This window comes from Planomicrobium sp. MB-3u-38, assembly GCF_002836425.1.
GTDB lineage: Bacteria > Bacillota > Bacilli > Bacillales_A > Planococcaceae > Planococcus > Planococcus okeanokoites.
In genome coordinates, this window is record NZ_PJBO01000081.1 from 153,521 (window position 1) to 179,530 (window position 26,010).

A 26,010-nucleotide genomic window follows, 5' to 3' on the forward strand; every position below is an offset into this window, starting at 1 on the left:
TACTATATCGGATTTTACGCGATTTGTGGGATTTGTCTTTTCTGTGACGGCTGGGAAATTCGGGCGGTTAAATAAAGTTCGATGTGGATTTTTCAGATGCAGTAGCTTATAATTAGAGGGAATTAGGAGGGATAGCCATGAATGAATTTGAAAATAATGTACAATCGAAGCGTAACGACGCAATCGATGCCGGTATGGGATTTGTGGTATCATTCGTGTTCTTCGCAGCTATCTTTATCATCGCTGCAGTCGTACAATACGTAGCATTGTAATTTTAAAGAAGGTTCCGGCTAACCAGCCGGAGCCTTTTTTCGTTATTTCACCGTCGAAACAGTATAACCATCTTTTTTAAAGACGATTTCGATGGTGCCGGCTTCGGCCGTATTGAGTGTAGCCAAAGACAGATTTTCAAACCTTTCCTTTACTTCTTCCGCCGGATGGCCGTATCGATTGTCTTCACCAGTTGAGAAAATTGATAGCTCCGGTTTCACTTTCACCAGAAAATTTTCCCCGCTCGAGGTTTTGCTGCCATGATGGCCAACTTTCAGGATTGTTGTATTTTCCAGCAAGTCTCCATCGTTCTTGATTATTTCATTTTCACCGTCAATTTCAAGATCGCCGGTGAACAGAACTTTATGGATTCCATGTTCCATCAGCAAAACCAGTGAATCATTATTGCCTTCATACTCCCCATCAGTCGGACTCAAATAACTGAAAGACGTGATTCCATCACGCCAACCACTCCCCCTCCCCGGCAATCGGACTGTCACCCCATTCAATTCCTGGTCAAGCCCAATTGCCAGTTCCGTTTTCTGGGAGCCAGGTGACATATGGATTTCATCCACCAGAAACAGCTGAAGTATTTCATCCGCCCCTTCCGCATGGTCAGCATCCGGATGCGAAAGAATCAGTGCATCCAGCCGTGAAATACCGTTGCCTTGCAGATAAGGCGCCACCACCTGCCGGCCGATCTCGAACGGACGGTTCCTCTCTTCGAAGCCTTCCCTCCCGAATCTGAGCAGTCCCCCCGTATCTATCAGATAAATCCCGCGTCTGTAGGGCAGCTCAACCAAAGCGCTGTCTCCTTGTCCAACATCGATAAAAGTTACCCGCAGCGCTCCGTCGAAATATGGCATTGCCGTGAAGACGACCGCCGGCAGCATTCCGATTCCAATTTTCCACCAGCGAAAACCTTTTTCAGCATAACTGTAAAAAAGGATGACTCCCGCCAGCATCGCAATCACGATAATGCCTGAAGGTTTCCCAGGAATCCACATTTGGCCAGGCCATTCCGCCAGCCATACGGTCCATTTTTCGAGAAAGGTCCGGAACGGTTCATAAAAATAAAATAAAAAATCCGCAAATGGCTGATACAAGAGAGTCAATCCAAGCAAAAGGATATTAATAGGCAGGATGACAATCGTATATAACGGCACAAATAGGCTGTTCACCAAAAAAGAAGAGAGTGACAGTCCATAAAAATGAATCAGCAATATCGGATAAAGTGTGAATTGGGACAGGAATGTGATCATTAAACCTAATCTGATCGGCGACTGCATCTTCTCCAATATCTTCATTGAATAGATGATGCCGAAACTGGCACCGTACGAAAGCTGGAAGCCTATTTTATAAATGACATATGGATCCAACAAGATAAAAAAGATAAAGCTCAGCAGCAGAATAAAGGCTATGGGCATCCGAATCCTGAAGAGCCGGAACGCCAGGACTGCCGCCGTCATACTTACGGCGCGCCAGACAGAAGGCGCACCTCCTGCCAATAATGCATAGAAAGGCAAAATGATGAGCAGCAGCAGCATGGCGTCCTCTTTTCTGACACCACAGCGCAGCAATAAAAAATATAGCAGGCCACTGATGATGCCAACATGAAGTCCGGATATCGCAAACAGGTGGGAAATGCCAAGGGTCTGTTGGATTTGTTGCTGTTCGGTGGTGAGCGCCTCCCTTTCTCCGATCAGCAGGGCCTCCGCTTCTGACGTCAAATTTTCAGGAAAACTCAGCCGAATATGGGTTTTAAGCAATTCCCGCCTTTCGGCCATCGCTGCTAAAAATCCTGTCGACTCCTTCTGGTACTCGAACTCATTGATTGTGAAAACAGCTGACGCGCCATTGCTTTTCAAGTAATCAGCCATGTCGAAGGCATACTCATGTGATGGGACGTCAATTTCCTCAAAAACTCCTGAAACGGCAAATACAGAATTATGGATTAAACCGGTTTTTCGCTGCATTTCTTCTGGAGTGCTGAAACGGTAGTTTCCATAGACAATTCCACCATCTTCCAGCACCATGAAACCCCTGACTGCATCCCCATCAATTTTAAATCCATCTTTGAAAGAAGCTGCTCCTGTGTACTCTCCTGTATACACTGGCATAGCTATATGGCGCATTTCCTGAATGGCATACGTGGAGATGGAAAAAACTATCAGTAGCATAAAGATTGAAAGAGCTTCCTTCTTCCAGACCAACCAAAAAAACAGCAGCGGCATGAACACAAGAACTCCTGGTGTATCATGCGCTGCTGTAGTCATAATTGCCGTCGCTGCGGCGAAATAGATAATGATGTTGCGGCTCAGACTTCGATTTCTTCTCCGAATAATTGCTTCACCCGTTCATTATAATGGGCCAATTCTTCATCGCTTCCGCCTTTTTCTTTCAATTTCCCGATTAATTCCATGTAAAGCGATGCTTTTTCAACGCTCAAAAAGTCGATTTGACGTTCATCAAAAATGACTTGGACCACTTCCACCCCTGCCTGTTCCAATAACTCGATGGCATATTCATGATTTCTGTAATCCGTCGCATAATACAAACGGGCAATGCCAGCCTGTATGATCGACTTCGTGCATTGCAGACATGGAAAATGGCTGACATAGATATCTGCGCCACTGACACTGACCCCATATTTCGAGCATTGCAGCAATGCGTTCATCTCAGCGTGTATCGTTCTGACACAATGGCCGTCGACAACATAACAGCCTTTATCGATGCAATGATCGCCTCCTGAAATCGATCCATTGTAGCCTCCCGCAATAATCCGGCGGTCACGCACGATAGTGGCTCCGACAGCCAGCCGGGTGCATGTGCTCCGCAACGCGAGCAAATGGCTTTGCGCCATGAAAAATTGATCCCAAGTTATTCGCTTCATTTTAATTGCCCCCTGCTTTTTACTTTCAGTATAAGTTTAGCAGAGGTGCCAGGTACGTCAACAATCAGTTGGCAGTGATTGAATCTTGTAATTGCTCATAAGTCTTATCGCCTATGCCAGTCACATCTTTCAACGCATCAATGGTTATAAACGGTCCATTTTCCTCGCGATATGCAATGATTGCAGCCGCTTTTGAAGGACCGATTCCCGGCAGCGTCATCAGAGTGGTTTCATCCGCTGTATTGATATTGACCAGAACTGCTCCCTCTGCAGCTGAACCAGCCGCCGTTGAAGGTGATGCCACAACAGGCGGAAGACTGACAGTCGTCTCGCCAATTTTGGGAACATAAATGCTCATTTCATCGGTCAGCTTCATCGCCAGATTAAGGGACAGCGCATCTGCATCTGGAAGAAAACCTCCCGCCAAATCGACTGCCATATGCAGCCGTGATTCGGCAGGCAGCTCAAATACACCTGGTTTTTTAACCTGGCCTTTTATTTCGATAAGTATTTTTTCGGATTGAGTCTGTTCAACGGGCAGGGTTTCAGTGTTCAGGGTTGGGGTTTCGATCGGCTGAGGGTTTTCAGCCATGATCAGATCAGATGGCGCCGCTGTAATTTCTTCGGTTTCGCCATGGGGAAATAAAAAATAAAGCGCCAGCATGAATACGACTGCAGCGGGGATCAGCAGTCTGCTGTATTTACTGAAAATCTGTTGGATATTCAGCTTGCATCCCTCTTTCCATTGGGAGCAATTAAATTGAAGCTGTCTGAATTATATAATTATTCAATTCTGATGTCCAGTCCACGCAAAATAATTTTAAGCACAAAAAATAACCGCCAATAAGGCGGTTAAGGAATCAAATCATACTTTTCTCGCACAGAAGAAAATACGTTCACTTTCTCTTGACGGTTCAGCTTCAGTGAAATCCGCTGAGATGGATTCAATTACAAATCCTGCCGCTTTCAACCAGGTCGTATACGTTGAAATTGGAAAAGTCCGTTGTTCGTGCGTTTCTTCAAAACGCTGGTAAAGATCTTCCTGCTGCTGAACAAAGAACGTGATGTCATGAACGACACTGTGCTTGGTTTTGCCAGGTTCAGTGTGCCAGATAAAAGAAACTTCTTCATCATCAAGTATAAATGGACTGTCCATATAAACTTCATCGACTTTATAAACGGAATGAACATCGAAAAAGAACATGCCATCGTCATTTAAAGCTTTATGGACTTCATTGAAGGTTTTCTGCACCTGTTCACCATTTTTCAGGTAATTCAACGAATCGATTGCGATTGTCACCGCGTCGAATCCGTGAAGCCCCTCTAAATTATCCATGGACAATTGATAAGTGGGGATTCGCAGATTCGCTTCATGAAAACGCTGATTCGCCATTGTAAGCATTTGTTCCGACAAATCACTGGCTGTCACTTCATATCCGAGTTCCGCAAAAAGCTGGGCAAGTGTTCCTGTGCCACATGCAAGATCCAGGAGCTTCCCGGAGGTTTTCCGTGAGGCAACCCATTCCACGTATTGTTCATACGGTATATCCTGCATTAAACTGTCATAAATTGAAGCGAACTTGCCGTAACTCATATATCCATTTCAGGCGCTTCTCTCCAGAGGCGCTCCAGGTTGTAATACGAACGTTCGTCTTTGTGGAAGACATGTGCCACCACATCGCCAAGATCGACAAGGATCCAGCGTGCCGAATCAAAGCCTTCAACGCTCTTGACTTCGTTGCCGGCTTCGTTTGATTTCTCGATCAGTTCACGCGCAATCGCTTGTACCTGGCGGTCTGAATTTCCGCTGCAGATGACGAAATAATCCGCAAGCAATGAGATCCCTTCCATATTAAGGACAACGATGTCCTCCGCCTTCTTATCTTCGGCAGCTTGATAAGCCATTTGTAATAATGTATGTTCAGTCATTCTTTCACTTTCCCTTTCTGTTGCACGAAGTATTCATAACACTTCAGTGAATCCGGATAGACCGGCTGATTTTTTGATACCAGAAAATCGATGCTGTGTTTGACGCAGGCTTCCATCATAACATCCAATCCCTGTTCTTTTAATTGACGCAATTCTTCGACGCCTTGAAATCTTCTGCCCACTTCCACAAGATCAGCGATATAGATCACTTTTTCGAGGTCGGACATGTTAGCCCGTCCGGTCGTATGATAGCGGATGGCATTCAAAATATCTTCATCTTTTACGCCGAATTCTTTTGAGGCGACATAGGCACCTACCGGAGCATGCCACAATTCCGAGTGATATTCCAGTAAAAGCGGATCCATTTTTTCTTTTTCGATGATGGATTTCATCCATTCACGGTCAGAAAACTTGGCTACATCATGAAGAATGGCCGCCACCTGCGCTTTTTCCTGAGGAACACCAAACCGGATGGCAAGTGAAGTCGCCATGTTAAGGACGCCGACTACATGGGCATAGCGGTTGTCTGGCAGGCGTTTTTTAACGAGCTGGAGCATCTTGCTCTGGTCCATATAAACCCTCCTTCCTGATATAGGCTTCGACTTTCTCCGGCACGAAAAATGTCAATGGCCGTTTGGCTGCGACTCTTTCACGCAGCATCGTCGAAGAGAGGTGCATTTCTGGCGAATCGATCATCATGACGGGAAAATCGGTAGCCGTGTCATAACCTGGACGACCGATGCCAACAAATTGGATCAGATCGGCCAGTTCATGGATGCGATGCCAGGAATTCAATTGTTCTATCGAATCTCCTCCGATGATGAAATAGAACTCTTTGTCCGGCTCCTGTTCCACCAATTGCATGAATGTGTTATAGGTGTATGAAACCCCGCCGGTTTTGATTTCAAAATCTTCAATGCGGAATTGAGGGTAGTCTTCAATTGCCAGTTCAGTCATCTTCAGTCGCTGCGAAGCGTCCGCACCATGAACATCTTTGTGTGGAGCTGTCGCATTGGGCATGAATCTGACTTCCTCAAGACCCAGGCTGTGATAGGCTTCATTAGCCATGATCAAATGGCCGAAATGCGGCGGATTGAATGTCCCTCCCAGAATCCCGACTTTCTTCATCGCTTCACCGGGAGCTCGATCCGCTTATTGTTCACTGATTGTTTGTAGAGGACGACTGTATGGCCGATCAATTGAACCAATTCAGCTTTTGTCCCTTTCGCCAACGTTTCAGCCACTTCATTTTTATCATCTTCATTGTTTTGAAGGATGCTGATTTTCACCAGCTCGCGCTTTTCCAGAGCTTCTGAAATTTGAACGATCATCGCTTCGTTGACTCCGCCCTTGCCTACCTGAAAAATCGGGTCGACATGATGTGCTTCACTTCTTAAAAAACGCTTTTGTTTACCTGTTAACATAATTTCCTCCTAATTTTTCCGTTATCACTTTAATCATTTTTTCTGTATCCGGTTTGATGCCCGTCCATTTCTCAAAGCCAATGGCTCCCTGATAGACGAACATGCCCACACCGTTTAACGTCCGGCAGCCTTTTTCTTCGGCTTTCTTTAAAAATGGCGTATCAATCGGGTTGTATACGATATCCACCGCCAAAGCACCGGTTTTTGCATTTTCCAACGATATCGGCAGCGCCTCATCTTCTGCCAGTCCGACAGAAGTCGTCTGGATGATGATATCAAAGCCGCCAAGGTTTTGTTCGGCGTCTGATTTCGTCATCGACTCGCTGGCTGTTTCTTCTGCCAGCTCCTCAGCACGGCGGAATGTCCTGTTCGTTATGGTGACATCGCTAAAACCGGCACGGTTCAACGCGAATGCAATCCCTCTCGCTGCACCGCCCGCACCGACCAAAAGGATTTTGTCATCTGTTCTTGGATCTGCAGTCAGCAAAGACTGTACAAAGCCATCGCCGTCTGTATTGCTGCCCTTAAAATTCTTGCCGTTCCGGACAACCGTATTGACAGCATTCATCTCTGAAGCTGCTTCGTCGATGCCATCCAGAAACGGGATGATCGCCTGCTTATGGGGCAGTGTCACATTAAAGCCGCCGGCTCCGAGCAATTGCAATGACTCACAAGCCTCTTTCAATTTAGAAGGTTCCACATGGATCGGTAAAAAAGATGCGTCAATGCCGTTCTCCTGAAACCAAGTATCATGCATGAATGGTGACAATGAGTGTGCGATCGGGTCGCCGATCACTGCATACCATTTCTTCATCCAATTCCTCCTATATAAGGGATGGGCGCAGCATCACTTCGACGCCTTTAGGGGCATGCGCTGCGACAATTACATCCGGGTGCTGGACCGTTACCCAGCCCAGTCCGGAAAAGACAATATCCGTTTTTGCTTCTTTGATGCGGCATTCGTGACGGACCAGTTCAGGATAATCCTCTTTATATTCCTCAGATGGCGGAGCGAGCATTCCACCAAAATGCTGACTGTAAAGTTCATCCGCATTCTCCAGCTTCGTGCGATGGAGCGGCAGCTCATTGGCGATATGGAATGTGAATGAAGAGCGATCACCTTTTATGAAATCGAATCTTGCAAGCCCACCGATGAACAGGGTCTGTTCCGGATTAAGCTGGAATACACGCGGTTTGATTTCTTTTTTCGGCATGATCATTTTCAAATCGGATGTATGGAGATAATGCGCCAATTGATGGTGGTTGATGATTCCTGGCGTATCGTACATCGATTTTTCATCATCCAGTGGAATTTCAATCATATCTAGCGTCGTTCCCGGAAAATGGGAAGTTGTGATGATATTATCCTGTCCGGTTGCCTGTTTGATGATGCGGTTGATGAATGTGGACTTGCCGACATTCGTCGATCCTACGACAAACACATCCTCACCTTTGCGATAATGGTCAATTGCCTCCATCGCTTCAACGACACCTTTGCCTTTTTGGGCAGAAACGGTCAAAATGTCTACCGGTTTCAATCCCAGCTTATTGGCTTCCCGTTTCATCCATTGCAATAGTTTCTGCTCTTTCACTGATTTCGGAAGTAAATCCGCTTTATTGGCAATCAATAAAATATCATTGTTTCCGACGAATCGATGAAGTCCCGGCAGCCAGCTGCCGTTAAAATCGAAAATATCAACAATCTTCACAATAAGGCCTTTACGTTCGCCAAGGCCATTCAAAATGCGCAGGAAGTCATCATCAGTCAATGAGACCGGCTGCAATTCGTTATAATTTTTCAATCTGAAACATCTTTGGCAGATGATTTCCTCTTTTTCCAATGACGATGCCGGCGCATAGCCGAGCTCTCCAGGATGTTCTGTTTGTATCTGTGCACCGCATCCGATGCAATTTGGCATTTCGTTCAATTTTCTTCCTCCCAAGTCATATAACCTTTATCTTTAAGCCTCTTCATGATACGGCGCTCGACCATACGATTGAAACGGGTAAAGAACCCGTCGGATTGAGCGACCGGCAAAACGAGGATCGTATGCAATTTATTGCGGTTGCCGCCAAAAATATCCGTCAGCATCTGGTCACCGATGACCACCACATTTTCACGTTTGACACTCATGATCTGTAAAGCCTTTCGGAAAGCCTTGCCCATCGGCTTGCGCGCCTGGTAAATGAACGGTATACCTAATGGGTCAGCGAATGATTTGACGCGCAGCTCACTGTTATTGGAAACGATGACCACTTGGATGCCTGCATCTTTCATGGTTTTTAACCAATCGATAAGCATCGGTGTAGCTTCCGGACGATCCCATTCCACAAGCGTATTATCAAGATCCGTGATAATCCCGCGGATGCCGTTTTCAAGCAAACTCTCAGGGGTGATATCGAACACCGTTCTGACGTATTGGCTCGGTATGAATTTCTGGTACACTATCAACAACTCCCGTATCTTCGAACTTAATGTTAATGATTATAGCATATTTGCCAAGGCTTCTCCCACTTTGATCGGTTCACCGGACATAATATTATCTGTAAAACGGAAACAATTCGGTTCAAAAAATAGAACCACGGTGGATCCAAAACTGAAATAGCCGACTTCCTCGCCTTTTTTCCAGCTGCCGCTTGTATTGGTGAGCTCAATTGAGTTGACGAACATAGCTCCTACTTTGACCATCAGAACGTTTCCCGAGGCAGTTTCGAGTTCTGTGATCAAGCGGTGATTGCCGCTGATCGGCGATTTGCCATAAAGCAAACCTGATTGATTGACTGGGTAGGATTTCCTTCCGAGAACGAATTGCCTTTTTACATTGCCGTCCAGCGGGCTGTGAATTCTGTGGTAATTGGCCGGTGAAAGATACAGCACCGCATAATTTCCTTGTGCATATCGTTCAGCCAGCTCTACACTCCCCAATAACTCCGCTAGTGAATATTGCTGCCCTTTCACTAAAAAGCTGCTGTCTTCATGAATCCTGCCGGCAATCTCGACTTTCCCGTCAACTGGTGAAATGAGATGGCTGTTAGCCTGAGGCCGGCTTCCTGCCCGCAATTTCCGGATGAAAAAATCATGTAATGTAGGGAAAGCCCCAATTTCCTCTTCGATATCATTCAAGTTTATTTTATAGGTCTTAACATAATTCGGGATCAGCGAACGACTTCCCGATGAACGCGCAAAACGCTGCAGCAAATTGGACGTTAAAGGTCCATTCGTCAATTCTATCGTATACTGATATAATTTTTTCTTCATTTTGATACCTCCGCTTTGATAAAAGTCTACCATTATTTCCTATAGGACAGTATAATGAAGGGAACATCATAATGTACGCAAGGAGGATTCTCCATTGATTTTTATAGAACGGATGGACCAAAACCTAAAAAAACTGAAATCCCAGACGGCGAATATGCTGACCATCGGCAATATGGCGTTTGGCGGTGCTGCCCTGATGGCCGCTATGAACGGTGCCTACAGCTTTAGTGTATTATTCATTTTCATCGCAGCCTTTTTAGATCGCTTCGATGGAATCGTCGCCAGAAAACTCAACCAGGAATCCGCTCTCGGCAAACAATTGGATTCCATGAGTGACATCATATCTTTCGGCGTGGCACCTGCCATTCTGATCTACGAATTGGCATTGGCCGATTTCGGTATTGCCGGCATGGTATTTACAGTAATTTATATTTCCAGCGGCGCGTTCCGACTCGCCCGTTTCAATATCAGTGAATCGAATGGCTATTTCACAGGGTTGCCGATCACTGCAGCAGGGACCGTATTGACCTTATCCTATTTCGGACTTTCTTTATTCCCTTCGGTCTTTTATATGTTCCTGATGCTGATCTGCTCTCTGCTTATGATCAGTACATTCACCTTAAAAAAAGTATAAACAAAAGCTGCCGGATCCATTTCCGGCAGCTTTTTCATTTTCATCTTAACGCTCAAGTCTGGAAGTCAGCCGTTCTACAACACGAAGCACGATTTTCGTGGAATGTTCAGCAGCCTTCGGAAGAAACTCTTCAAATGAAACTGAAGATTCTTTACCTGCAATATCCGATAACGCCCGTATTACGACAAAAGCGGTGTCGAATTGGTAGCATACCTGTGCCACTGCGGCTGCTTCCATTTCGGCAGCTTTCATTTCAGGGAAATGGCCGCGCACTGATTCAACGCGTTCAGGATCATTCATGAAGGAATCACCTGTTGCAATCAGCCCGACTGCATACGGAAGATCTTCCAATTCACTTACCGCTTTTTCAGCAAGTTCGATCAATTCAGGGTTCGATTGGAAAGCTGCCGGCATCTGGGGCACCTGGCCCATTTCATAACCAAAAGCCGTAACATCCACATCATGATGCCGCACTTCATCGGAAATGACGATAGAGCCAACTTCAAGATCTTTATCAAAGCCACCCGCGGACCCCGTATTGATCACCAATTCCGGTTTGAAGTGCTGAAGCAGGATCGTAGTTGACATAGCTGCATTCACTTTACCGATGCCGCTTTTCAGCAATACAATTTCCTGTCCCTGATATGTACCTGTTGTAAATTCGCAATTCGCGATTGTTTCGACCTCCGTGTTCTCCAGACTGCTGCGCAGCAATTCCACTTCTTCTTCCATTGCACCAATTATCCCGATTTTCATCTGTCATTTCTCCTTTATCTCATCAGATTCTGAAATTACTTTTTAATAAGTTGAATTAAACAAGCAGTGAAATTTGCCGCTTCGTCGCTTTGGACAGCACGAAGATTATGCTCCTGCGAACTGCTCGTCGCAAAGACTTAGCCTCACAGGCGTCAGCTAATGTCTTCGGAGCTGTTTTACGAAATATCGACTGCCATGAATTATTATATCAACTTTAATAGAAAAAAAGACGCTATATTAATAAGCGCCTTCTACAGTATTCAGTATATCCATTTTAACAGGTTTCCAACCACCTTTTTCAACCCATTCCAAATGTACGCGATATTTTTTTGACATATCTTTGGATTGAACAGTTCCGATTGATTTTTGAGGACTGCCTCCGTTGCCGATATGCATGATGTACATATCTTTTTCAGCAAGGCCGGTAGCGTATGTGATCGCGTCGATCTTTTCCTGCCAGTCCACTGAGTTTGTATCGTAAACAGAAACGTGTTCGCCGCTCTGCTTTGTTCCTACCGGTTCCCAGCTGGTATTGATGATCGTCTCTTTGACAATCGGATCATTCGATTCCTGGCGTGTGATCGTTCCGCCGGTCACTGTGCCTTCTTCAGCTTTTTCCTTGTCTTTTTCAGCTTCTTTATCTTTATCTTTTTCTTTATCTTCTTCTTTATCTTTTTCAGCATCAGTTGGCTCTTGGGATTCTTCATCTTTTTGTTCTTCGTCCGAAGCCTCTTCATCTTTTGTGGTTTCTTCTGTACTTTCAGTTTGTTCTTCGCCGTTATCCTCTTCGCTCGCCTCTTTGTCGGTCTCTGTGGAAATCTGTACGGATTCCGGTTCCTGGGCGTTCTCTGAACCGTCGTTTTGTCCCAGGAATATAAATGCCCCCACGATAAGAATTAATGCAAATACCAGTCCAATCATTACATTCAACATTTTATTAGTTGTGGAACTGCTTTTCTTCTTATTCACACGAGAGGGATAAGGTTTTTTATCTTCTGCCATAGTAATAGCCTCCCCTTCCTTGATATTCTATCATAATTTAATATGACAAATTTAACTTCCTTGATAAATTTATGTTTCATTATGAATTATAAACTTTAAATGCGCAACTGCAACTGATATCTGAAATAAATATCGTTTGGAGAAAATTCTTCTCTGCTTTCGACAAATAAAAAAGAGCCATCCTTATAAAGAATGGCTGCAATGATTACGCGATGGAAACGATTTCAATTTCCATTTCCCCGCCTGGTGTCAACACTTTCACACGGTCGCCGATCGTACGGCCAATCATGCTTTTCGCGATTGGTGAATCGTTCGAGATGCGCCCTTCGAGAGGATCCGCTTCTGCTGAACCTACGATTGTGTATGATTCCTTGTCACCATCCGGAACTTCAACAAACGTTACAGTAGTTCCCAAACGGACAATGTCGTTGCTCATATCGTTTTCATCTATGATGACCGCATTGCGGATCATTGATTCCAATGTTGAGATGCGTCCTTCTACAAACGCCTGGTCTTCTTTAGCTGAATCATATTCAGCGTTCTCAGACAAATCACCGAAATCACGGGCGATTTTAATCCGTTCGACCACTTCTTTGCGTTTAATCGTTTTCAGGAAATCCAGTTCGTCCTCCAACTTCTGCTTTCCTGCAGCTGTCATCGGAAATTGTTTTTCATTAGCCATTGTTCCCCACTCCTTCAACTGCTGACTTGAGATTTTTGAAAAATCCGTCAGTCTTGTCTCATCATAGTATAATTTACCAATCTATTCAAGAATTGTTTTAATTTTTGTAACCATCAGATCAATTGCGACTTCATTTTGCCCGCCTTCGGGAATGATGACATCCGCGTAGCGTTTTGTCGGTTCGATAAATTGGTTGTGCATCGGTCTTACGACGTTGAGATATTGTTCGATCACCGAATCGATCGTCCGGCCGCGTTCATTGATATCGCGGAGCAGACGGCGGATGATGCGCAAATCGCCATCCGTATCGACAAATAATTTAATGTCCATCAGATCTCTGAGCCTTTTGTCTTCAAGCACTAATATCCCTTCGAGGATGATAACATCTTTTGGTTCGATGTGGATAGTTTCTTCGGCCCTGGTATGGATGGCATAATTATAGACCGGTTTTTCAATCGGCCTGCGTTCCAGTAATTCGTCGATATGTTGGATCAAAAGGTCTGTGTCGAACGCCAAAGGATGATCATAATTTGTTGACAGCCTTTCTTCGAACTCCAGGTGGCTTTGATCTTTGTAATAATAATCCTGCTCTATGACAACAACCGAATGTTCCTTGAACACTTCATAGATTGAATTCGTCACACTTGTTTTGCCGGAACCCGATCCCCCGGCGATACCGATTACTACCGGTCTGTTTTTTGACATAGCAAACTGCTCCTTGCGTCTAATCGTTATTTTTTACCGCTTTTTGCAAATCATGATGCCGTCCCCTATATCGAGCAGCTTTGTATCATACTGGGCATGTTCCATCATGGTTTCCCTGAACTTTTTGAGATTCCGTATCATCGTCCGCTTTCTTCGCGGAATTTCCGATAAAGGAACCGCAGACATGCCATGCATATGCATGTTATCACAATATACTATTCCACCGCTGTTTAATAAAACTTCATACTTTTCAAAAAAGCGTTCATATTGCCCTTTTGCCGCATCTATGAAAATCGCGTCGTAAGCTTTTCTGAGCAGCGCCAAATCCATTTCAAGGGCATCTGCTTTAAAGACGCGGATTTGCTCATGTTTCCCCGCTGCATTGATATACTCCCGGGCTTTTGCATAGCGCTCTTCGTCCCGCTCGATTGTATCAATAAGAGCACCCGGCAAAGCTTCAGCCATTTTCAATGCGGAAAAACCGATCGCAGAGCCGATTTCCAGGATCACATCTGGTTGTTGCTCTTTCAACAGAGCTGTCAATTGACTGATGCCGTCATCTTCCATGATGGGAACATGATTTTCACGGGCATAATCTTTCATAGCCGAAATCGTGTTCTCAAATCGTTCATTATCCATTTTTGGAGCCCCTTTTCGCCATCGCAAAAATTCTTTCAAATGATAACATAAAACAAGAAGGAATGCGAGGTCGCTTCCTTCTTGTCTGTTTAATTGCCTATATACTCGTCACGCTTTTGAAGATGTTCTTCGTAGGTGACAGAGAAGTGGTTGGTGCCTTCTGAGTCGGCCAGGAAATACAGGTACTCCGTATCTGCCGGGTCAAGCACGGCTTCTATGGACGAAGCTCCGGCACTGGCGATTGGGCCAGGCGGCAAACCTTTATTGATATAGGTGCTGTACGGATGCTCAAACTGATAATCTTCGTTGAACAAACGCTCACGGTGCTCGCCCATTGCATAAATGACAGTCGGGTCCGTTTGAAGCGGCATATCCTGCTCCATCCTGTTATAGAAGACAGAAGCGATTGCAGCTCGGTCAGCCTGCGCCGTAGCTTCTTCTTCAAGCAGCGAAGCGAACGTCAGCAGCCAATGCGGCGATTCTCCGCGCTCTTCCAGAATAGCTGTATATGGCGCAATATTAGCTTGTGTGGCATTCAGCATCTGTTCAATTATCAATTCCAGTGAAGGATCTTCTTCATAGAAAGGATAAGTTGCAGGGAATAGATAGCCTTCGAGTGCATATCTGACATTTTCGCCTTTGATCTCTTCCGTTAAAAGATCCGGATAGCTTGCCATCAATTCTTCAATGTATGCCTCATCAGTAACTTTAGCCATAAAATCTTCCGCCGAGTGATCGGTTTTTTCAGCTATGACATTCTCTGCAATCTGCTCGAGTGTCAAGCCCTCAGGAAAATTGATCGTAAATAAAGGCTCGCGGTATACTTTACCCGTTTTCAAACTTTGCGTTATTTCATCCAGTGTCATGGAAGGCAATAAGCCATAGGTTCCAGCCTGGAATTCTGATTCATTGTTGAATTTCACATAATATTTATAGATCCGGGCGTCTTCGATTATTCCATTTTCCTCCAGCAACTCAGAGATGCTGTCCAGATTGGAACCAATTGGAACCTCTATTTCGATAACTTCCTCGGAATCCGGATCCACCGGCTCCAAAGCGGAAGTCACATAAGTGTAACCCCGGTAACCTGCAACTGCCACCACGATCAATAAAACCAGCGTGATGATAAAAACGATGCGCCGCACAATTCTAACTTCTTTCTTCTTTTCTTTCATGCGGTCAAACATGATATCGATCTTCGATTTCTTTTCCACGGGTTCCCCCCCTTAACTATTCTTTACTATTATACAAGAAAGCAGACAAAAAGAAAAAGGCGGAATTGAAACTCAATTCCGCCTTACTTTTTAAAGCTCTTCGTTTTCCTCTTCTTCAGCAAGGAAAGTATTGAGCATTTCTTCGATCATGTCCCATTCTTCATCAGTTTCAACCGGCAAAAGATCGCCGCCTGCCACTTTTCCATCAACATCAGTGTTTTCAGTGAAAGATGATGCCTGGATTTCGATTTCGCCTTCTTCATCTTCTTCAGCGCCAACCGGGAAATACAAAACGTATGATTTTCCGAATTCTTCTGAGTCAAATGTAAACAAAATTTCGAATAGCTGCTCGTTGCCGTTTTCATCAACGACTGTGATATGTTCTTGTCCGTGTTCCATTGTCGTCACCTCATCATTTTTTAAAATCAAGATAGCCTTGCAAAATCATTACTGCAGCCATCTTGTCGATCACTTTCTTACGGTTCTTTCGGCTGACATCGGCAGAGATCAGCATTTTCTCGGCTGCCGATGTTGTGAGACGTTCATCCCATAAAACCACTGGTATAGCATACGCTTCTTTGAGCAATGCTGCAAACTTTTCGGATGCCTCTGCACGAGGGCCGATAGAGTTGTTCATGTTTTTCGGGTATCCCACAACAATTTCAGAAACTTCATATTGGCTGATCAGTTCACCCAGGCGGTCAAACCCATATTCTTCAATCGCTTCATTGATTTTTACGGTCTCGATCCCCTGTGCCGTCCAGCCGAATGCGTCGCTGATTGCGACGCCGACTGTTTTAGAACCTAAATCCAGCCCCATTATTCTCATAATTTATTCCTCATTATTCTTTTTGATATAAAACTTCACAAGTTCTTCAAGGATTTCATCCCGCTCGAGTTTGCGAATTTTGTTCCTTGCATCCTGATGGCGAGGAATATAAGCCGGGTCCCCGGATAAGAGATAGCCGACAATCTGATTAATCGGGTTATAGCCTTTTTCTTCTAATGATGCATGAACTTCCAGCATCACTCGTTTTACATCTTGCTCCATCGATTCATCAGACGAATCAAACTTCATAGTGCGATCGAATGAACTCACGACAAGCACCTCGCTTTCGGATTTAGATAGGAAAAACCTTTTCCGCTGCCTGATTTCCATTATATACGATAAAAGTCTTTTATTAAACCTATTTGACTAAGTCGTAAACAGACTCAAGAGCCTCATCCAGTTTTCCAGGTTCTTTTGCCCCTGCCATCGCCATGTCCGGACGGCCGCCGCCTTTTCCGCCGCATAGCTCTGCTACATGTTTGACGATTTGGCCCGCATGATAGTTCTCGCCAGCCAATTCTTTTGTAACACCTGCAGCAAGCATGACTTTTTCGCCGTCGACTGCGCCTAACACGATCACCGCATTTTCAAGCTTTTGTTTCAGATCATCCAACATCTGGCGCAATTGGTTATTGTCTTTCGCCTCGACACGCGCAGACAGCACTTGAACATCTCCCACTGTCTTCACAGCATCCAGGATGCCTGCCGATTGTGCATTTGAAATTTTCGCCATCAACGATTCATTTTCACGCTGAAGCGCTTTTTGATCCGCCATGAACGTCTGCACCTTTTGAACGAGATCTTTCGGATTCGCTTTCAACAACGATGCCGCTTCTTCAAGAGTCCGCTCAGTGTTTTTCAGATTTTCGTAAGCACCTTTCCCAGTCAATGCCTCAATGCGTCGGATGCCTGCACCGATGCCGCTTTCCGATACAAGTTTGAACAAGCCTATTTCAGCTGTATTGCCTACATGTACGCCGCCGCAAAGCTCTAATGAGTAGCCGCCGATTTCGACAACGCGCACAACATCACCGTATTTCTCTCCGAACAATGCCATTGCTCCCATGTCTTTCGCTTCCTGTAAATTATGGTAACCGGTTGCAACTGCAATGCTGTCCCAGATTTTATTGTTTACAATCTTCTCGATCTGTTCCAGTTCTTCCGCAGTCACCTGGCCGAAATGCGAGAAGTCGAAACGCAGACGGTCCGGTCCGACATATGAACCGGCCTGGTTGACATGGCTGCCGAGCACATCTTTCAATGCCTGGTGCAGCAGGTGTGTAGCTGTATGGTTCTTCACTGTGTGGCTGCGCTCTTCAATATCCACTTTCGCTTCGACTGCTGACTTCGTCAATTCCCCCGAATCGATTCGGATGGAATGGATGTTCTGGCCATTCGGTGCTTTTTTGACATCGAGAACAAACGCCTGAACCAGGTCGTTGCGCAAGATTCCGTGATCGGCAATCTGTCCGCCGCTCTCCGCATAGAAAGGCGTGCGGTCAAGAATTACCTGCACTTCTTCACCTTCTTGTGCATGTTCGACAAGTTCTCCGTCTTTGATGATGAACAATACATTCGCTTCTGCGACTGTATCCGTATAACCGATAAATTCACTCGGTTCTTTGATATTGCCGAGAACTTCTGATTGCGTCTGCATTGAATTGACGTTCTGGCGAGCGCTTCTTGCACGTTCACGCTGTGCCATCATTGCCTGTTCAAAGCCAGGATGGTCGATTGTCATTCCAGCCTCTTCAGCGTATTCTTCTGTCAGTTCAATCGGGAAACCATACGTATCATAAAGACGGAAGGCCTCTTCACCAGGAATTTCATTGCTTCCCGCAGCTTTTTGCTTATCCGTAACATTGGACAAGATAGCCAGTCCCTCATTCAGCGTTTCATGGAAACGCTCTTCTTCAAGTTTCATGACGCGTACAATAAAGTCTTCTTTTTCGTTCACTTCCGGATAGAAGGCTTTCATGATATCGCCGACAATCGGAACCAGCTGGAACATGAACGGTTTTTCGATGCCCAATTTTTTAGCGTAACGGACGGCGCGGCGCAGGAGTCTGCGAAGCACATAACCGCGGCCTTCATTGGACGGCAGCGCGCCATCACCAATTGCGAAAGCGACAGTGCGGACATGGTCAGCGATGACTTTGAATGCCAGATCGCTGTCTTTGTCCTCCCCATATTGCTTGCCGGAAATCTCTTCCGTTTTTCTGATGATCGGCATGAACAGGTCTGTATCGAAATTCGTCGGCACATCCTGGACGACACACGCCATGCGCTCAAGGCCCATTCCGGTATCGATGTTCTGTTTCGGCAGCGGTGTATAGGTGTGGTCAGCGTTATGGTTGAACTGGGAGAACACCAGGTTCCAGATTTCAAGATAGCGGTCATTTTCGCCGCCTGGGTATAATTCCGGATCGTTCAAGTCATTGCCGTAGCTTTCACCGCGGTCATAGAAGATTTCCGAGTTCGGTCCGCTTGGGCCTTCTCCGATGTCCCAGAAATTCCCTTCCAAACGAATAATGCGTTCAGCGGGTACACCAACTTCATTGAGCCAGATACCGTAAGCTTCTTCGTCTTCAGGATGCACTGTCACCGACAGCAATTCCGGGTCAAAGCCGATCCATTTCGGATCCGTCAGGAATTCCCAAGCCCAGTGGATCGCTTCTTTTTTGAAGTATTCACCGATCGAGAAGTTGCCTAGCATTTCAAAGAATGTATGGTGGCGTGCTGTCACACCCACGTTTTCAATATCGTTCGTGCGGATGGATTTCTGCGCATTGACGATCCGCGGATTTTTCGGGATGACACGTCCGTCGAAATATTTCTTAAGTGTTGCGACACCGCTGTTGATCCATAGCAATGACGGGTCTTCGAATGGCACGAGCGGTGCGCTCGGCTCCTGATCATGTCCTTTTTCTTTGAAAAAGTCCAAATACAGCTGTCTGATTTCTTCTGCTTTTAAATTCTTCATTTGTTTTCCTCCTTATTACTTAGATAATTTTAATAATTGATATTACGCAAACCAGCTTCGCTTTCCTGGGGGCTCGCACTGAGCTAACTCGGACTCGGTCCCCTTCGCCCGAGTGGATCTCAGCACTTCGCTCGAAACAGAGTTGGAAAGCCAACTCTGTTTCTAATCCCCTGGGAGTCTTCGCTGTTTTGCTCCATATCTGGGTGTAACTCTTAAGATGAAGAAGCGGAAGGTGGCGAAGTGCAAAGATATGCTCCTGCATCGCTGCGCTGCTTCGTCGCAAACGATTTGTGCAAGCACCAATCGCTTCCTGCGGGAAATAGAGCGTGTCCTGAGACCCCGCAGAGAAGGTTTGACCGAACTGCATTCGGTCGAACCTTTGCGACGAAGCGTGTAACGCTGCAGGAGCATCGGTTTTCGAAGCGATCGAGGAGGCTCAGGCCGCTCCCCGCGGAAAGCGTCCACCAGGAGCGAATTCATCTGCTTATAAAAATTTCAAAAATATTTCAGATGGATATAAAAATAGCCTCCATCCCTTGCGTAAACGCAAGGGACGAAGGCTATTGATTCGCGGTACCACCCTAATTACACGGAAATGTTCTTCCGTGTCTCTCATTGGTGCCTTAACGCGGCTTTACGGCAGGGATTAGCTGCACTCAGGAGTAGCTTTCTAAAATATCATCGCGAAGATCCTTTCAGCCGGGGGATCTATTTCTGGACGCTTGCTATTTTATACTTTCTCCATCAACGTTTTGAATATTGTATAGCTTGAATTATAGAAAAGTTATTTGGTCCTGTCAACAACAGCCGTCAGGATTCGATAAAATCACGCGGTGTGATGCCTTTCATGCCAATCAATGGATGAATTGCGTGCACATTGTCATTTGTCAGAGAAACTGGTCCATCCGCTTCTGCGACAGCAGTTTGTTGCGCAGATTCAGATTGTACAGCCGTTTGTGAAGATGCAGCCGAGTTAGCAGCAACAGCTTTCTGCTGCGCCGGCTCACTTACGGTTTTATTGTCATCCGCTTCAGGGTCTGACAGCGACAGCCGGTCTTTTAAAGTGGTCATGCGCTTCGTATCGTCCGTGCGTTCGACTCCGTAGCGGAAGACGCCGGGGTCGCCGCAGAGAATCAGGAAATCCTTGCTGCGGGTGATGCCGGTGTAAAGCAGATTGCGGCGCAGCATTTTCATATAGCCGCGCACCACCGGCATGATGACGGTCGGAAACTCGGAGCCCTGCGATTTATGGATCGAACAGCAGTAGGCCAATGTCAGCTGATTCAAATCGCTGCGCTGATAGGTGACTTCAATGCCGTCGAACGACACGACCAGGACGTCCTGCTTTTCGACCGTTTCGCTCGCTTTCATGATGGCGACCACTTCACCCATGTCACCGTTGAAGACATTGCTCTCCGGCTGATTGACAAGCTGCAGCACTTTATCTTTTACGCGGTAGGTAATGTCACCGAAAACAAGTTCTTTCCGTTTGCCGTCCGTATTCGGATTGACCATCTGCTGGATCATTTTGTTCAATGCGTCTATGCCGGCAGGTCCTTTGTACATCGGGGCAAGAACCTGGATATCTTTGATGTGATGGCCTTTTGCAAGCGCGCTTTTCACCACTTTTTCGACAACTTCCGGTATTTGTTCGGCACCGGCTTTGATGAATGAACGGTCAGAAGTCTTAGCGGTGATATCCGCCGGCAGCTGTCCGTTTTTCATCTGATGGGCCAGTTCAATTATGGAAGAACCGGATGTCTGCCTATAAATATGGGTCAATTCAACTGTCGGAATCCGTTTCGAATCGAGAAGGTCACGCAGCACCTGGCCCGGTCCCACCGGCGGCAGCTGATCCTGGTCACCGACGAAAATGATCTGCGCATCATCAGGTACGGCCTTCAGCAATTGATGTGCAAGCCACGTATCGACCATCGACATCTCATCGATGATGATCAATTTGCCTTCGATTTCTTTTTCTGTCTCTTCTTCTTTTTCCTGGCCGTTAAAGCCCAGCAAACGGTGGATCGTCATCGCCGGAAGTTCCGTCGATTCACTCAGGCGTTTTGCTGCACGGCCAGTCGGCGCCGCAAGGATAATCGGAAAAGGTTCTTTTTTCTTGGCATAGTCTTTAGGGTCCAACGACAAGCCATGAAGTTCGGCGTAAACTTCCACGAGTCCACGAACTACTGTCGTCTTCCCGGTTCCGGGTCCGCCTGTTAAAATCATGACCGAGGAATTCAGGCTCGATTCGATTGCCTGGACCTGCGTTTCCGCGTAATTGACGCCAAGCCGTTCTTCCGCTTCACCGAGCGCTTTGCGCACTTCAGACGATGGGAAGCCGTCACGGTTTTCCTGCGAAGCGAGCAAGGTTTCGAGTTTAGTCGCAATGCCCACTTCAGAATAATAGAGAGACGGCAAATAAAGGCGCGTTTCTTCCCCCGCGACTTTGCTTTCTTCGTTCAACTCGATGGCCGCTTGGGAAATCGCTTCAATCGAAATTTCTTCACGCTGCCTCGCTTCAAGCATTTCCTTAACCTGCGGGATAAGGGTTTTGGCATCGATATAGACATGACCTTCTGACAGGGAGGCCTGATTCAATAAATGCAGGATCGACGCTTTGATGCGGTCGGGGTGGCTGCCGGTCAAGCCCAGCTTCGCGCCGAGTTCATCAGCCCGCTGAAAACCGATCCCTTCAATTTCCTCGATCAGGCGGAACGGATTTTTCGTCAGGATGTCGATCGTTTCTTCGCGGTAGGCCTGGAAAATGCGCATGCCGACCTGCGGACCGAATCCCCAGTCATTCAGCTGGATCATGACCCGCTCCAGCCCTAGGTTCATCTGGAGCGTCGAGCGGATGGTGTCCTTTTTCTCATCTGACAAACGCGGGACAACATCCAGTGCTTCCGGATCTTCCAGAATTTTTTTGATGGCATCTTTGCCTAATTTTTTGACGATCGTTTCCGCTGTCTTCCGGCCGATGCCGTTGAACATATCACTCGACAGATAATGGACGATGCCTTGCTCGGTCTCGGGCACTTCTTTCGTGAATGTCTCCACTTGGAACTGGATGCCGTAACGAGGGTGATTTTTCACCGCTCCTGTAAAACGGTATTCTTCTTCCATGGAAAGTTCAGGGAAATATCCTGACACGATGATTTCTTTTTCTGCATAAGAGGTGTTGGTCTGATGGATTTTCACTTTTGCGATGGTGAAAAGATTCTGGGGGTTATGAAAAATTGAAACGACCGGCCGACCAAGCACAAATTGCGTTTCTTCCTGAAATAAATCAATTTGTCCTGTCATGCCGATCGTTCCCCTTTCAAATTCCTATTGAAGATTTGTTTTAATCATATCATACGCGTAGCGCGCCATTTCATTTTCTTCGTCCAGCGTGAATGCCTGCTCGAGATGGTGCATGGCATCTTCTGTGCGGTTGGTTGAAACGGCATATAAAACACCCAGATTATAATGGGCATCCGAATGGTCAGGCTGCAGTTCCAGCACTTTTATGAACTGCGGCTCCGCCAATTCGAATAATTCCATTGATGCCAGCGTCACGCCGTAGCTCATCCGTGCCGCCACATCGTTTTCATCCAGTTCCACTGCACGCTGCAGATAAGGCAGTGCCAATTTTGTCTGGCCCAGCCGCTCCAGGCATTTGCCGATCATGAAATGCGCATCCGCGCCTTCCAATTGATACTGCACCGCTTTTTCATACAGCTTCAATGCTTCATCATAGCGTTCAGCATTGAAATACAGATTAGCCAATCCGTAATAAGCGGTTGCCGATGTTTCATCGAGTGTGATCGCTTTTTGGAAAAAGCGTTCGGCACGCTCAGTTTCTTCCATCGAAGTCAGTACATGACCGAAATTGATATAACCAAGCGGATTTTCCGGTTCTTCTTCAATGGCTTTCGTGAATGCCTGCACCGCTTCCTCGGTTTTGCCATCCTGGATGGCCTGTATGCCGATTTCATTGTAATTCATATGTCTCTCTCCCATTAGCCTACATAGTCAAGGCGTGCGCCTTTTTTAAACACTTTATCAATTGTTCCGCCGCCCAGGCATACATCGCCGTCATAGAAGACGACTGCTTGTCCCGGAGTGATTGCACGGACCGGCTCATCAAAAGTCACGATCGCTTCGCCGTCTTTCAATTGGACTATTACGCCTGTATCTTCCTGGCGGTAGCGGAATTTAGCCGTGCAATGGAAGTTGTCCGCAGGCACCGTGTCAGATGTGAAGCTCAGATTCACCGCGCTCAAGCTGTCGGAATACAAAGCATCATGATGGAAATTCTGTCCGACGTAAAGAATGTTGCGGTCAAGATCCTTGCCGATGACGAACCACGGATCCCCAGCTCCACCGATGCCAAGTCCCTGGCGCTGACCGATTGTGTAATACATCAAACCGTCATGGCTGCCCATTTTGACGCCTTCAAGTGTTTCCATTGAACCTGGCTGTGCAGGCAGATATTGGCCAAGGAATTCTTTAAAATTACGTTCGCCAATAAAGCAGATGCCTGTTGAATCTTTTTTCGTTGCAGTTGCAAGACCCGCTTCCAATGCGATTTCACGCACTTTTTTCTTTTCCATATGGCCGATCGGGAACATCACTTTTGATAATTGCTCCTGATCCAATTGGTTAAGGAAATAAGTCTGGTCTTTATTATTATCCTTGCCGCGCAGCATTTTTGTTTCACCATTCGCAGCGTGTTCCACCTGCGCGTAATGGCCGGTCGCCAAATAATCGGCTCCAAGGCTCAGAGCATGCTCCAAAAACGCCTTGAATTTGATTTCTTTATTGCACATGACGTCCGGGTTCGGCGTGCGTCCTGCTTTGTATTCATCCAGGAAGTACGTGAAAACCTTATCCCAGTATTGTTTTTCAAAGTTGACGGCATAATACGGAATGCCGATCTGGTTGCACACGCGAATAACGTCTTCATAATCTTCTGTCGCTGTGCAGACGCCGTTTTCGTCCGTATCATCCCAGTTTTTCATGAAGATGCCTATGACGTCGTACCCTTGTTCCTTCAATAAATAAGCGGCAACCGAAGAGTCCACCCCTCCGGACATGCCGACAACAACCCGCGTATCTTGCGGTGCTTTTTCTGTCATTTCAATCACCTTTTCACTTTAGCGCCAAGCGCTTGCTGATTTGGGCTGTTTTTTCAGCCGCTTGCCGGACCTGTTCAATGGTCAGTCCGTAACCGAAACTGAAGCGGATGGAATTGCGGATCTCTTCCGCTTCTTCACCATACATCGCCACGAGAACATGTGACGGATCGATCGAACCGGCCGTGCAGGCAGAACCGCTTGATGCGGAAATACCCGACAGATCCAAGTTTACAAGAAAGGATTCGATTTCGATTCCTTCGATGCTCAAATTGAGGATATGCGGCATTTGCTGACTGCCGTTCTCTTTATATGCAACACCCGCATTATCGAGTGCTTTTTTAAATTCATCTTTGTATTGCTCGTACTGCGCTGCTTTTTCTTCTCTTGATTCCATAGAAATGGAAACAGCTTTTGCAAAAGCGCTGATTGCCGGAACATTTTCAGTTCCTGCGCGGCGCTTGCGTTCCTGTTCGCCGCCGTAACTCAGCTGCGCCAGGCTCGTGCCTTTGCGCTGATAAAGGAAACCAACGCCTTTGGGTCCGTTCAGCTTATGGGCCGAAACGGACAATAAATCCACTTTCAGTCTATCGACATCTATCGGCAGAACGCCATATGCCTGGACAGCATCCGTATGGAACACTGTCTCCGTGCCTTCCAGCAATGCACCGATTTCCGCAATCGGCTGCATGCTTCCGACTTCGTTGTTGCCAAGCATCACCGTCACAAGAATTGTATCGTCCCGGAGCGCTTTTTTCACGTCATCTGCTTTTACTAGCCCATTGCTGTCCACCGGCAGATACGTCACTTCATAGCCATCCCGTTCAAGTTTCTGGCAGGCATGGAGTACAGCATGGTGTTCAATCTGCGAAGTGATGATATGTTTGCCTTCATTTTTTAACGCGGTGCCGAAGATCGCCAAATTATCCGCTTCTGTTCCCCCGCTGGTAAAAATGATTTCCGGATCGTCCGCACCTATGCTTTTCGCAAGGACATTGCGGGCTTCGTCCAGTATCTTTCTCGCTTCACGGCCAGTGCCGTGAATGCTTGAAGGGTTGCCGTATACTTCCGCCAGTCTGTTTGAAAATAATTCGACCACTTCCGGATGCATCGGAGAAGTGGCCGCATGGTCAAGATAAATTCGATTCATCGTTTAAACTCCTCTATATATAAAACATATAATTTTCTGTTGTTGATTCCTGCTGGTTAGCCAGGTCTTCGATAGTTGTGGTATCCAGGACATTTTTGACGGCATCCCGGATGCGGATCCATAGTTCACGCTGCGGCTGGGCCTCGTCTTCGATTCCTTCGACGGGCTGTATCGGTCCTTCCAGAACACGGATGACGTCTCCAGCTGATATTTCTTTCGGATGGCGCGACAGCATGTATCCGCCGTAGGCTCCTCTCACACTTTTCACCAAGCCGGCATTGCGGAGCGGTGCAACCAATTGCTCCAAATAGGCTTCGGACAAATCGTGCTCAGCCGCAATTTTACGCAGCGGCAGCGGCCCTTCGCCATATTCTTTGCCAAGTGCGATGATTATCGTCAAGCCGTAGCGGCCTTTTGTTGAAATTTTCATAAATACACCTCTGAGTCAGATTCCATTATTCTTCAAAATAGTATAGCATAAATCACGCATATGGACTTGCAATGACTTTTGAAAGCTGTCG

29 protein-coding genes and 1 other annotated feature are annotated in these 26,010 nt (G+C 46.4%); of the genes, 2 read left to right on the forward strand and 27 right to left on the reverse strand.

Going from position 1 to position 26,010, the window contains the following annotated elements; translation table 11 throughout:
• Positions 1-137 precede the first annotated feature (137 nt).
• On the forward strand, positions 138-272 hold the full coding sequence (locus CXF70_RS17660) for a YqzM family protein (protein WP_084246179.1): 135 nt from the start codon (positions 138-140) through the stop codon (positions 270-272).
• A gap of 42 nt (positions 273-314) precedes the next feature.
• Here CXF70_RS17660 and CXF70_RS17665 read toward each other — a convergent pair whose 3' ends face one another.
• The 12 genes from CXF70_RS17665 to CXF70_RS17720 form a co-directional block, all read right to left on the reverse strand.
• Entirely contained in the window at positions 315-2,546 is a 2,232-nt protein-coding gene (locus tag CXF70_RS17665) for a DNA internalization-related competence protein ComEC/Rec2 (protein ID WP_233208678.1), read from the reverse strand.
• 41 nt (positions 2,547-2,587) lie between these two features.
• Positions 2,588-3,163, reverse strand: a complete 576-nt coding sequence (locus tag CXF70_RS17670; protein WP_084246183.1) for a ComE operon protein 2 — start codon at positions 3,161-3,163, stop codon at positions 2,588-2,590.
• Between the two features lie 64 nt (positions 3,164-3,227).
• On the reverse strand, positions 3,228-3,827 hold the full coding sequence (locus tag CXF70_RS17675) for a helix-hairpin-helix domain-containing protein (protein ID WP_233208679.1): 600 nt from the start codon (positions 3,825-3,827) through the stop codon (positions 3,228-3,230).
• Between the two features lie 201 nt (positions 3,828-4,028).
• Positions 4,029-4,757: a class I SAM-dependent DNA methyltransferase gene (locus CXF70_RS17680; RefSeq protein WP_101803727.1), complete on the reverse strand. Its 729-nt coding sequence runs from the start codon at positions 4,755-4,757 to the stop codon at positions 4,029-4,031.
• Complete coding sequence (rsfS, locus tag CXF70_RS17685) at positions 4,754-5,092, reverse strand: ribosome silencing factor (protein ID WP_084246187.1); 339 nt, start codon at positions 5,090-5,092, stop codon at positions 4,754-4,756. The genes CXF70_RS17680 and rsfS overlap by 4 nt, the downstream gene beginning before the upstream one ends.
• On the reverse strand, positions 5,089-5,664 hold the full coding sequence (yqeK, locus tag CXF70_RS17690; RefSeq protein ID WP_084246189.1) for a bis(5'-nucleosyl)-tetraphosphatase (symmetrical) YqeK: 576 nt from the start codon (positions 5,662-5,664) through the stop codon (positions 5,089-5,091). The genes rsfS and yqeK overlap by 4 nt, the downstream gene beginning before the upstream one ends.
• Positions 5,633-6,220, reverse strand: coding sequence for a nicotinate-nucleotide adenylyltransferase (locus CXF70_RS17695; RefSeq protein WP_101803728.1), 588 nt, complete (start codon positions 6,218-6,220; stop codon positions 5,633-5,635). Before CXF70_RS17695 ends, yqeK begins: the two co-directional genes overlap by 32 nt.
• Complete coding sequence (gene yhbY / locus CXF70_RS17700) at positions 6,217-6,516, reverse strand: ribosome assembly RNA-binding protein YhbY (RefSeq protein WP_101803729.1); 300 nt, start codon at positions 6,514-6,516, stop codon at positions 6,217-6,219. Before yhbY ends, CXF70_RS17695 begins: the two co-directional genes overlap by 4 nt.
• Positions 6,503-7,330 carry a shikimate dehydrogenase gene (gene aroE, locus CXF70_RS17705; protein WP_101803730.1) on the reverse strand — a complete coding sequence of 276 codons (828 nt, stop codon included), beginning with the start codon at positions 7,328-7,330 and terminating at the stop codon, positions 6,503-6,505. The genes yhbY and aroE overlap by 14 nt, the downstream gene beginning before the upstream one ends.
• A 10-nt stretch (positions 7,331-7,340) precedes the next feature.
• Positions 7,341-8,444, reverse strand: coding sequence for a ribosome biogenesis GTPase YqeH (yqeH, locus tag CXF70_RS17710; protein WP_101803731.1), 1,104 nt, complete (start codon positions 8,442-8,444; stop codon positions 7,341-7,343).
• Positions 8,441-8,971, reverse strand: a complete 531-nt coding sequence (locus tag CXF70_RS17715; protein WP_255400103.1) for a YqeG family HAD IIIA-type phosphatase — start codon at positions 8,969-8,971, stop codon at positions 8,441-8,443. The genes yqeH and CXF70_RS17715 overlap by 4 nt, the downstream gene beginning before the upstream one ends.
• A 30-nt stretch (positions 8,972-9,001) precedes the next feature.
• Positions 9,002-9,775, reverse strand: coding sequence for a phosphatidylserine decarboxylase (locus tag CXF70_RS17720; protein ID WP_101803732.1), 774 nt, complete (start codon positions 9,773-9,775; stop codon positions 9,002-9,004).
• A gap of 94 nt (positions 9,776-9,869) precedes the next feature.
• Between CXF70_RS17720 and pssA the strand changes: the two genes are divergently transcribed.
• The gene (gene pssA / locus CXF70_RS17725) at positions 9,870-10,409 is read left to right on the forward strand and encodes a CDP-diacylglycerol--serine O-phosphatidyltransferase (protein ID WP_084246201.1); all 540 of its coding nucleotides are present in this window, start codon (positions 9,870-9,872) and stop codon (positions 10,407-10,409) included.
• Between the two features lie 45 nt (positions 10,410-10,454).
• Here the strand turns inward: pssA and mtnN are convergent, their stop codons facing one another.
• The 15 genes from mtnN to cymR all read right to left on the reverse strand — a co-directional run bounded on the left by mtnN (position 10,455) and on the right by cymR (position 25,919).
• Positions 10,455-11,165, reverse strand: a complete 711-nt coding sequence (gene mtnN, locus CXF70_RS17730) for a 5'-methylthioadenosine/S-adenosylhomocysteine nucleosidase (protein WP_101803733.1) — start codon at positions 11,163-11,165, stop codon at positions 10,455-10,457.
• 237 nt (positions 11,166-11,402) lie between these two features.
• Positions 11,403-12,167 carry a YrrS family protein gene (locus tag CXF70_RS17735; RefSeq protein ID WP_101803734.1) on the reverse strand — a complete coding sequence of 255 codons (765 nt, stop codon included), beginning with the start codon at positions 12,165-12,167 and terminating at the stop codon, positions 11,403-11,405.
• Positions 12,168-12,372: 205 nt separating this feature from the next.
• Positions 12,373-12,849 (reverse strand): transcription elongation factor GreA, encoded by a 477-nt coding sequence (gene greA, locus CXF70_RS17740; protein WP_101803735.1) that lies wholly within the window; start codon positions 12,847-12,849, stop codon positions 12,373-12,375.
• Positions 12,850-12,930: 81 nt separating this feature from the next.
• On the reverse strand, positions 12,931-13,578 hold the full coding sequence (gene udk / locus CXF70_RS17745) for a uridine kinase (RefSeq protein ID WP_338088668.1): 648 nt from the start codon (positions 13,576-13,578) through the stop codon (positions 12,931-12,933).
• A 9-nt stretch (positions 13,579-13,587) separates the two neighbouring features.
• Complete coding sequence (locus CXF70_RS17750) at positions 13,588-14,193, reverse strand: O-methyltransferase (RefSeq protein ID WP_101803736.1); 606 nt, start codon at positions 14,191-14,193, stop codon at positions 13,588-13,590.
• A gap of 89 nt (positions 14,194-14,282) precedes the next feature.
• A complete protein-coding gene (gene mltG / locus CXF70_RS17755) occupies positions 14,283-15,407 on the reverse strand; it encodes an endolytic transglycosylase MltG (protein WP_101803737.1) in 1,125 nt (374 codons plus the stop codon).
• A 90-nt stretch (positions 15,408-15,497) separates the two neighbouring features.
• The gene (locus tag CXF70_RS17760) at positions 15,498-15,806 is read right to left on the reverse strand and encodes a DUF1292 domain-containing protein (RefSeq protein ID WP_084246213.1); all 309 of its coding nucleotides are present in this window, start codon (positions 15,804-15,806) and stop codon (positions 15,498-15,500) included.
• A 13-nt stretch (positions 15,807-15,819) separates the two neighbouring features.
• Positions 15,820-16,236, reverse strand: a complete 417-nt coding sequence (ruvX, locus tag CXF70_RS17765; RefSeq protein WP_101803738.1) for a Holliday junction resolvase RuvX — start codon at positions 16,234-16,236, stop codon at positions 15,820-15,822.
• 3 nt (positions 16,237-16,239) lie between these two features.
• Positions 16,240-16,506, reverse strand: coding sequence for an IreB family regulatory phosphoprotein (locus CXF70_RS17770; RefSeq protein WP_071151980.1), 267 nt, complete (start codon positions 16,504-16,506; stop codon positions 16,240-16,242).
• Positions 16,507-16,594: 88 nt separating this feature from the next.
• Positions 16,595-19,219, reverse strand: a complete 2,625-nt coding sequence (gene alaS / locus CXF70_RS17775) for an alanine--tRNA ligase (RefSeq protein WP_101803739.1) — start codon at positions 19,217-19,219, stop codon at positions 16,595-16,597.
• Between the two features lie 546 nt (positions 19,220-19,765).
• Positions 19,766-19,976 (reverse strand) — a binding site (T-box leader).
• Between the two features lie 53 nt (positions 19,977-20,029).
• Positions 20,030-22,525 carry an SF1B family DNA helicase RecD2 gene (gene recD2 / locus CXF70_RS17785; protein ID WP_101803741.1) on the reverse strand — a complete coding sequence of 832 codons (2,496 nt, stop codon included), beginning with the start codon at positions 22,523-22,525 and terminating at the stop codon, positions 20,030-20,032.
• Positions 22,526-22,549: 24 nt separating this feature from the next.
• The gene (locus tag CXF70_RS17790) at positions 22,550-23,209 is read right to left on the reverse strand and encodes a tetratricopeptide repeat protein (protein WP_199172855.1); all 660 of its coding nucleotides are present in this window, start codon (positions 23,207-23,209) and stop codon (positions 22,550-22,552) included.
• A 14-nt stretch (positions 23,210-23,223) separates the two neighbouring features.
• On the reverse strand, positions 23,224-24,342 hold the full coding sequence (mnmA, locus tag CXF70_RS17795) for a tRNA 2-thiouridine(34) synthase MnmA (RefSeq protein WP_101803743.1): 1,119 nt from the start codon (positions 24,340-24,342) through the stop codon (positions 23,224-23,226).
• A 13-nt stretch (positions 24,343-24,355) separates the two neighbouring features.
• Positions 24,356-25,489 carry a cysteine desulfurase family protein gene (locus CXF70_RS17800; protein ID WP_101803744.1) on the reverse strand — a complete coding sequence of 378 codons (1,134 nt, stop codon included), beginning with the start codon at positions 25,487-25,489 and terminating at the stop codon, positions 24,356-24,358.
• A gap of 13 nt (positions 25,490-25,502) precedes the next feature.
• Positions 25,503-25,919 carry a cysteine metabolism transcriptional regulator CymR gene (gene cymR, locus CXF70_RS17805; RefSeq protein ID WP_101803745.1) on the reverse strand — a complete coding sequence of 139 codons (417 nt, stop codon included), beginning with the start codon at positions 25,917-25,919 and terminating at the stop codon, positions 25,503-25,505.
• Between the last annotated feature and the right edge of the window lie 91 nt (positions 25,920-26,010).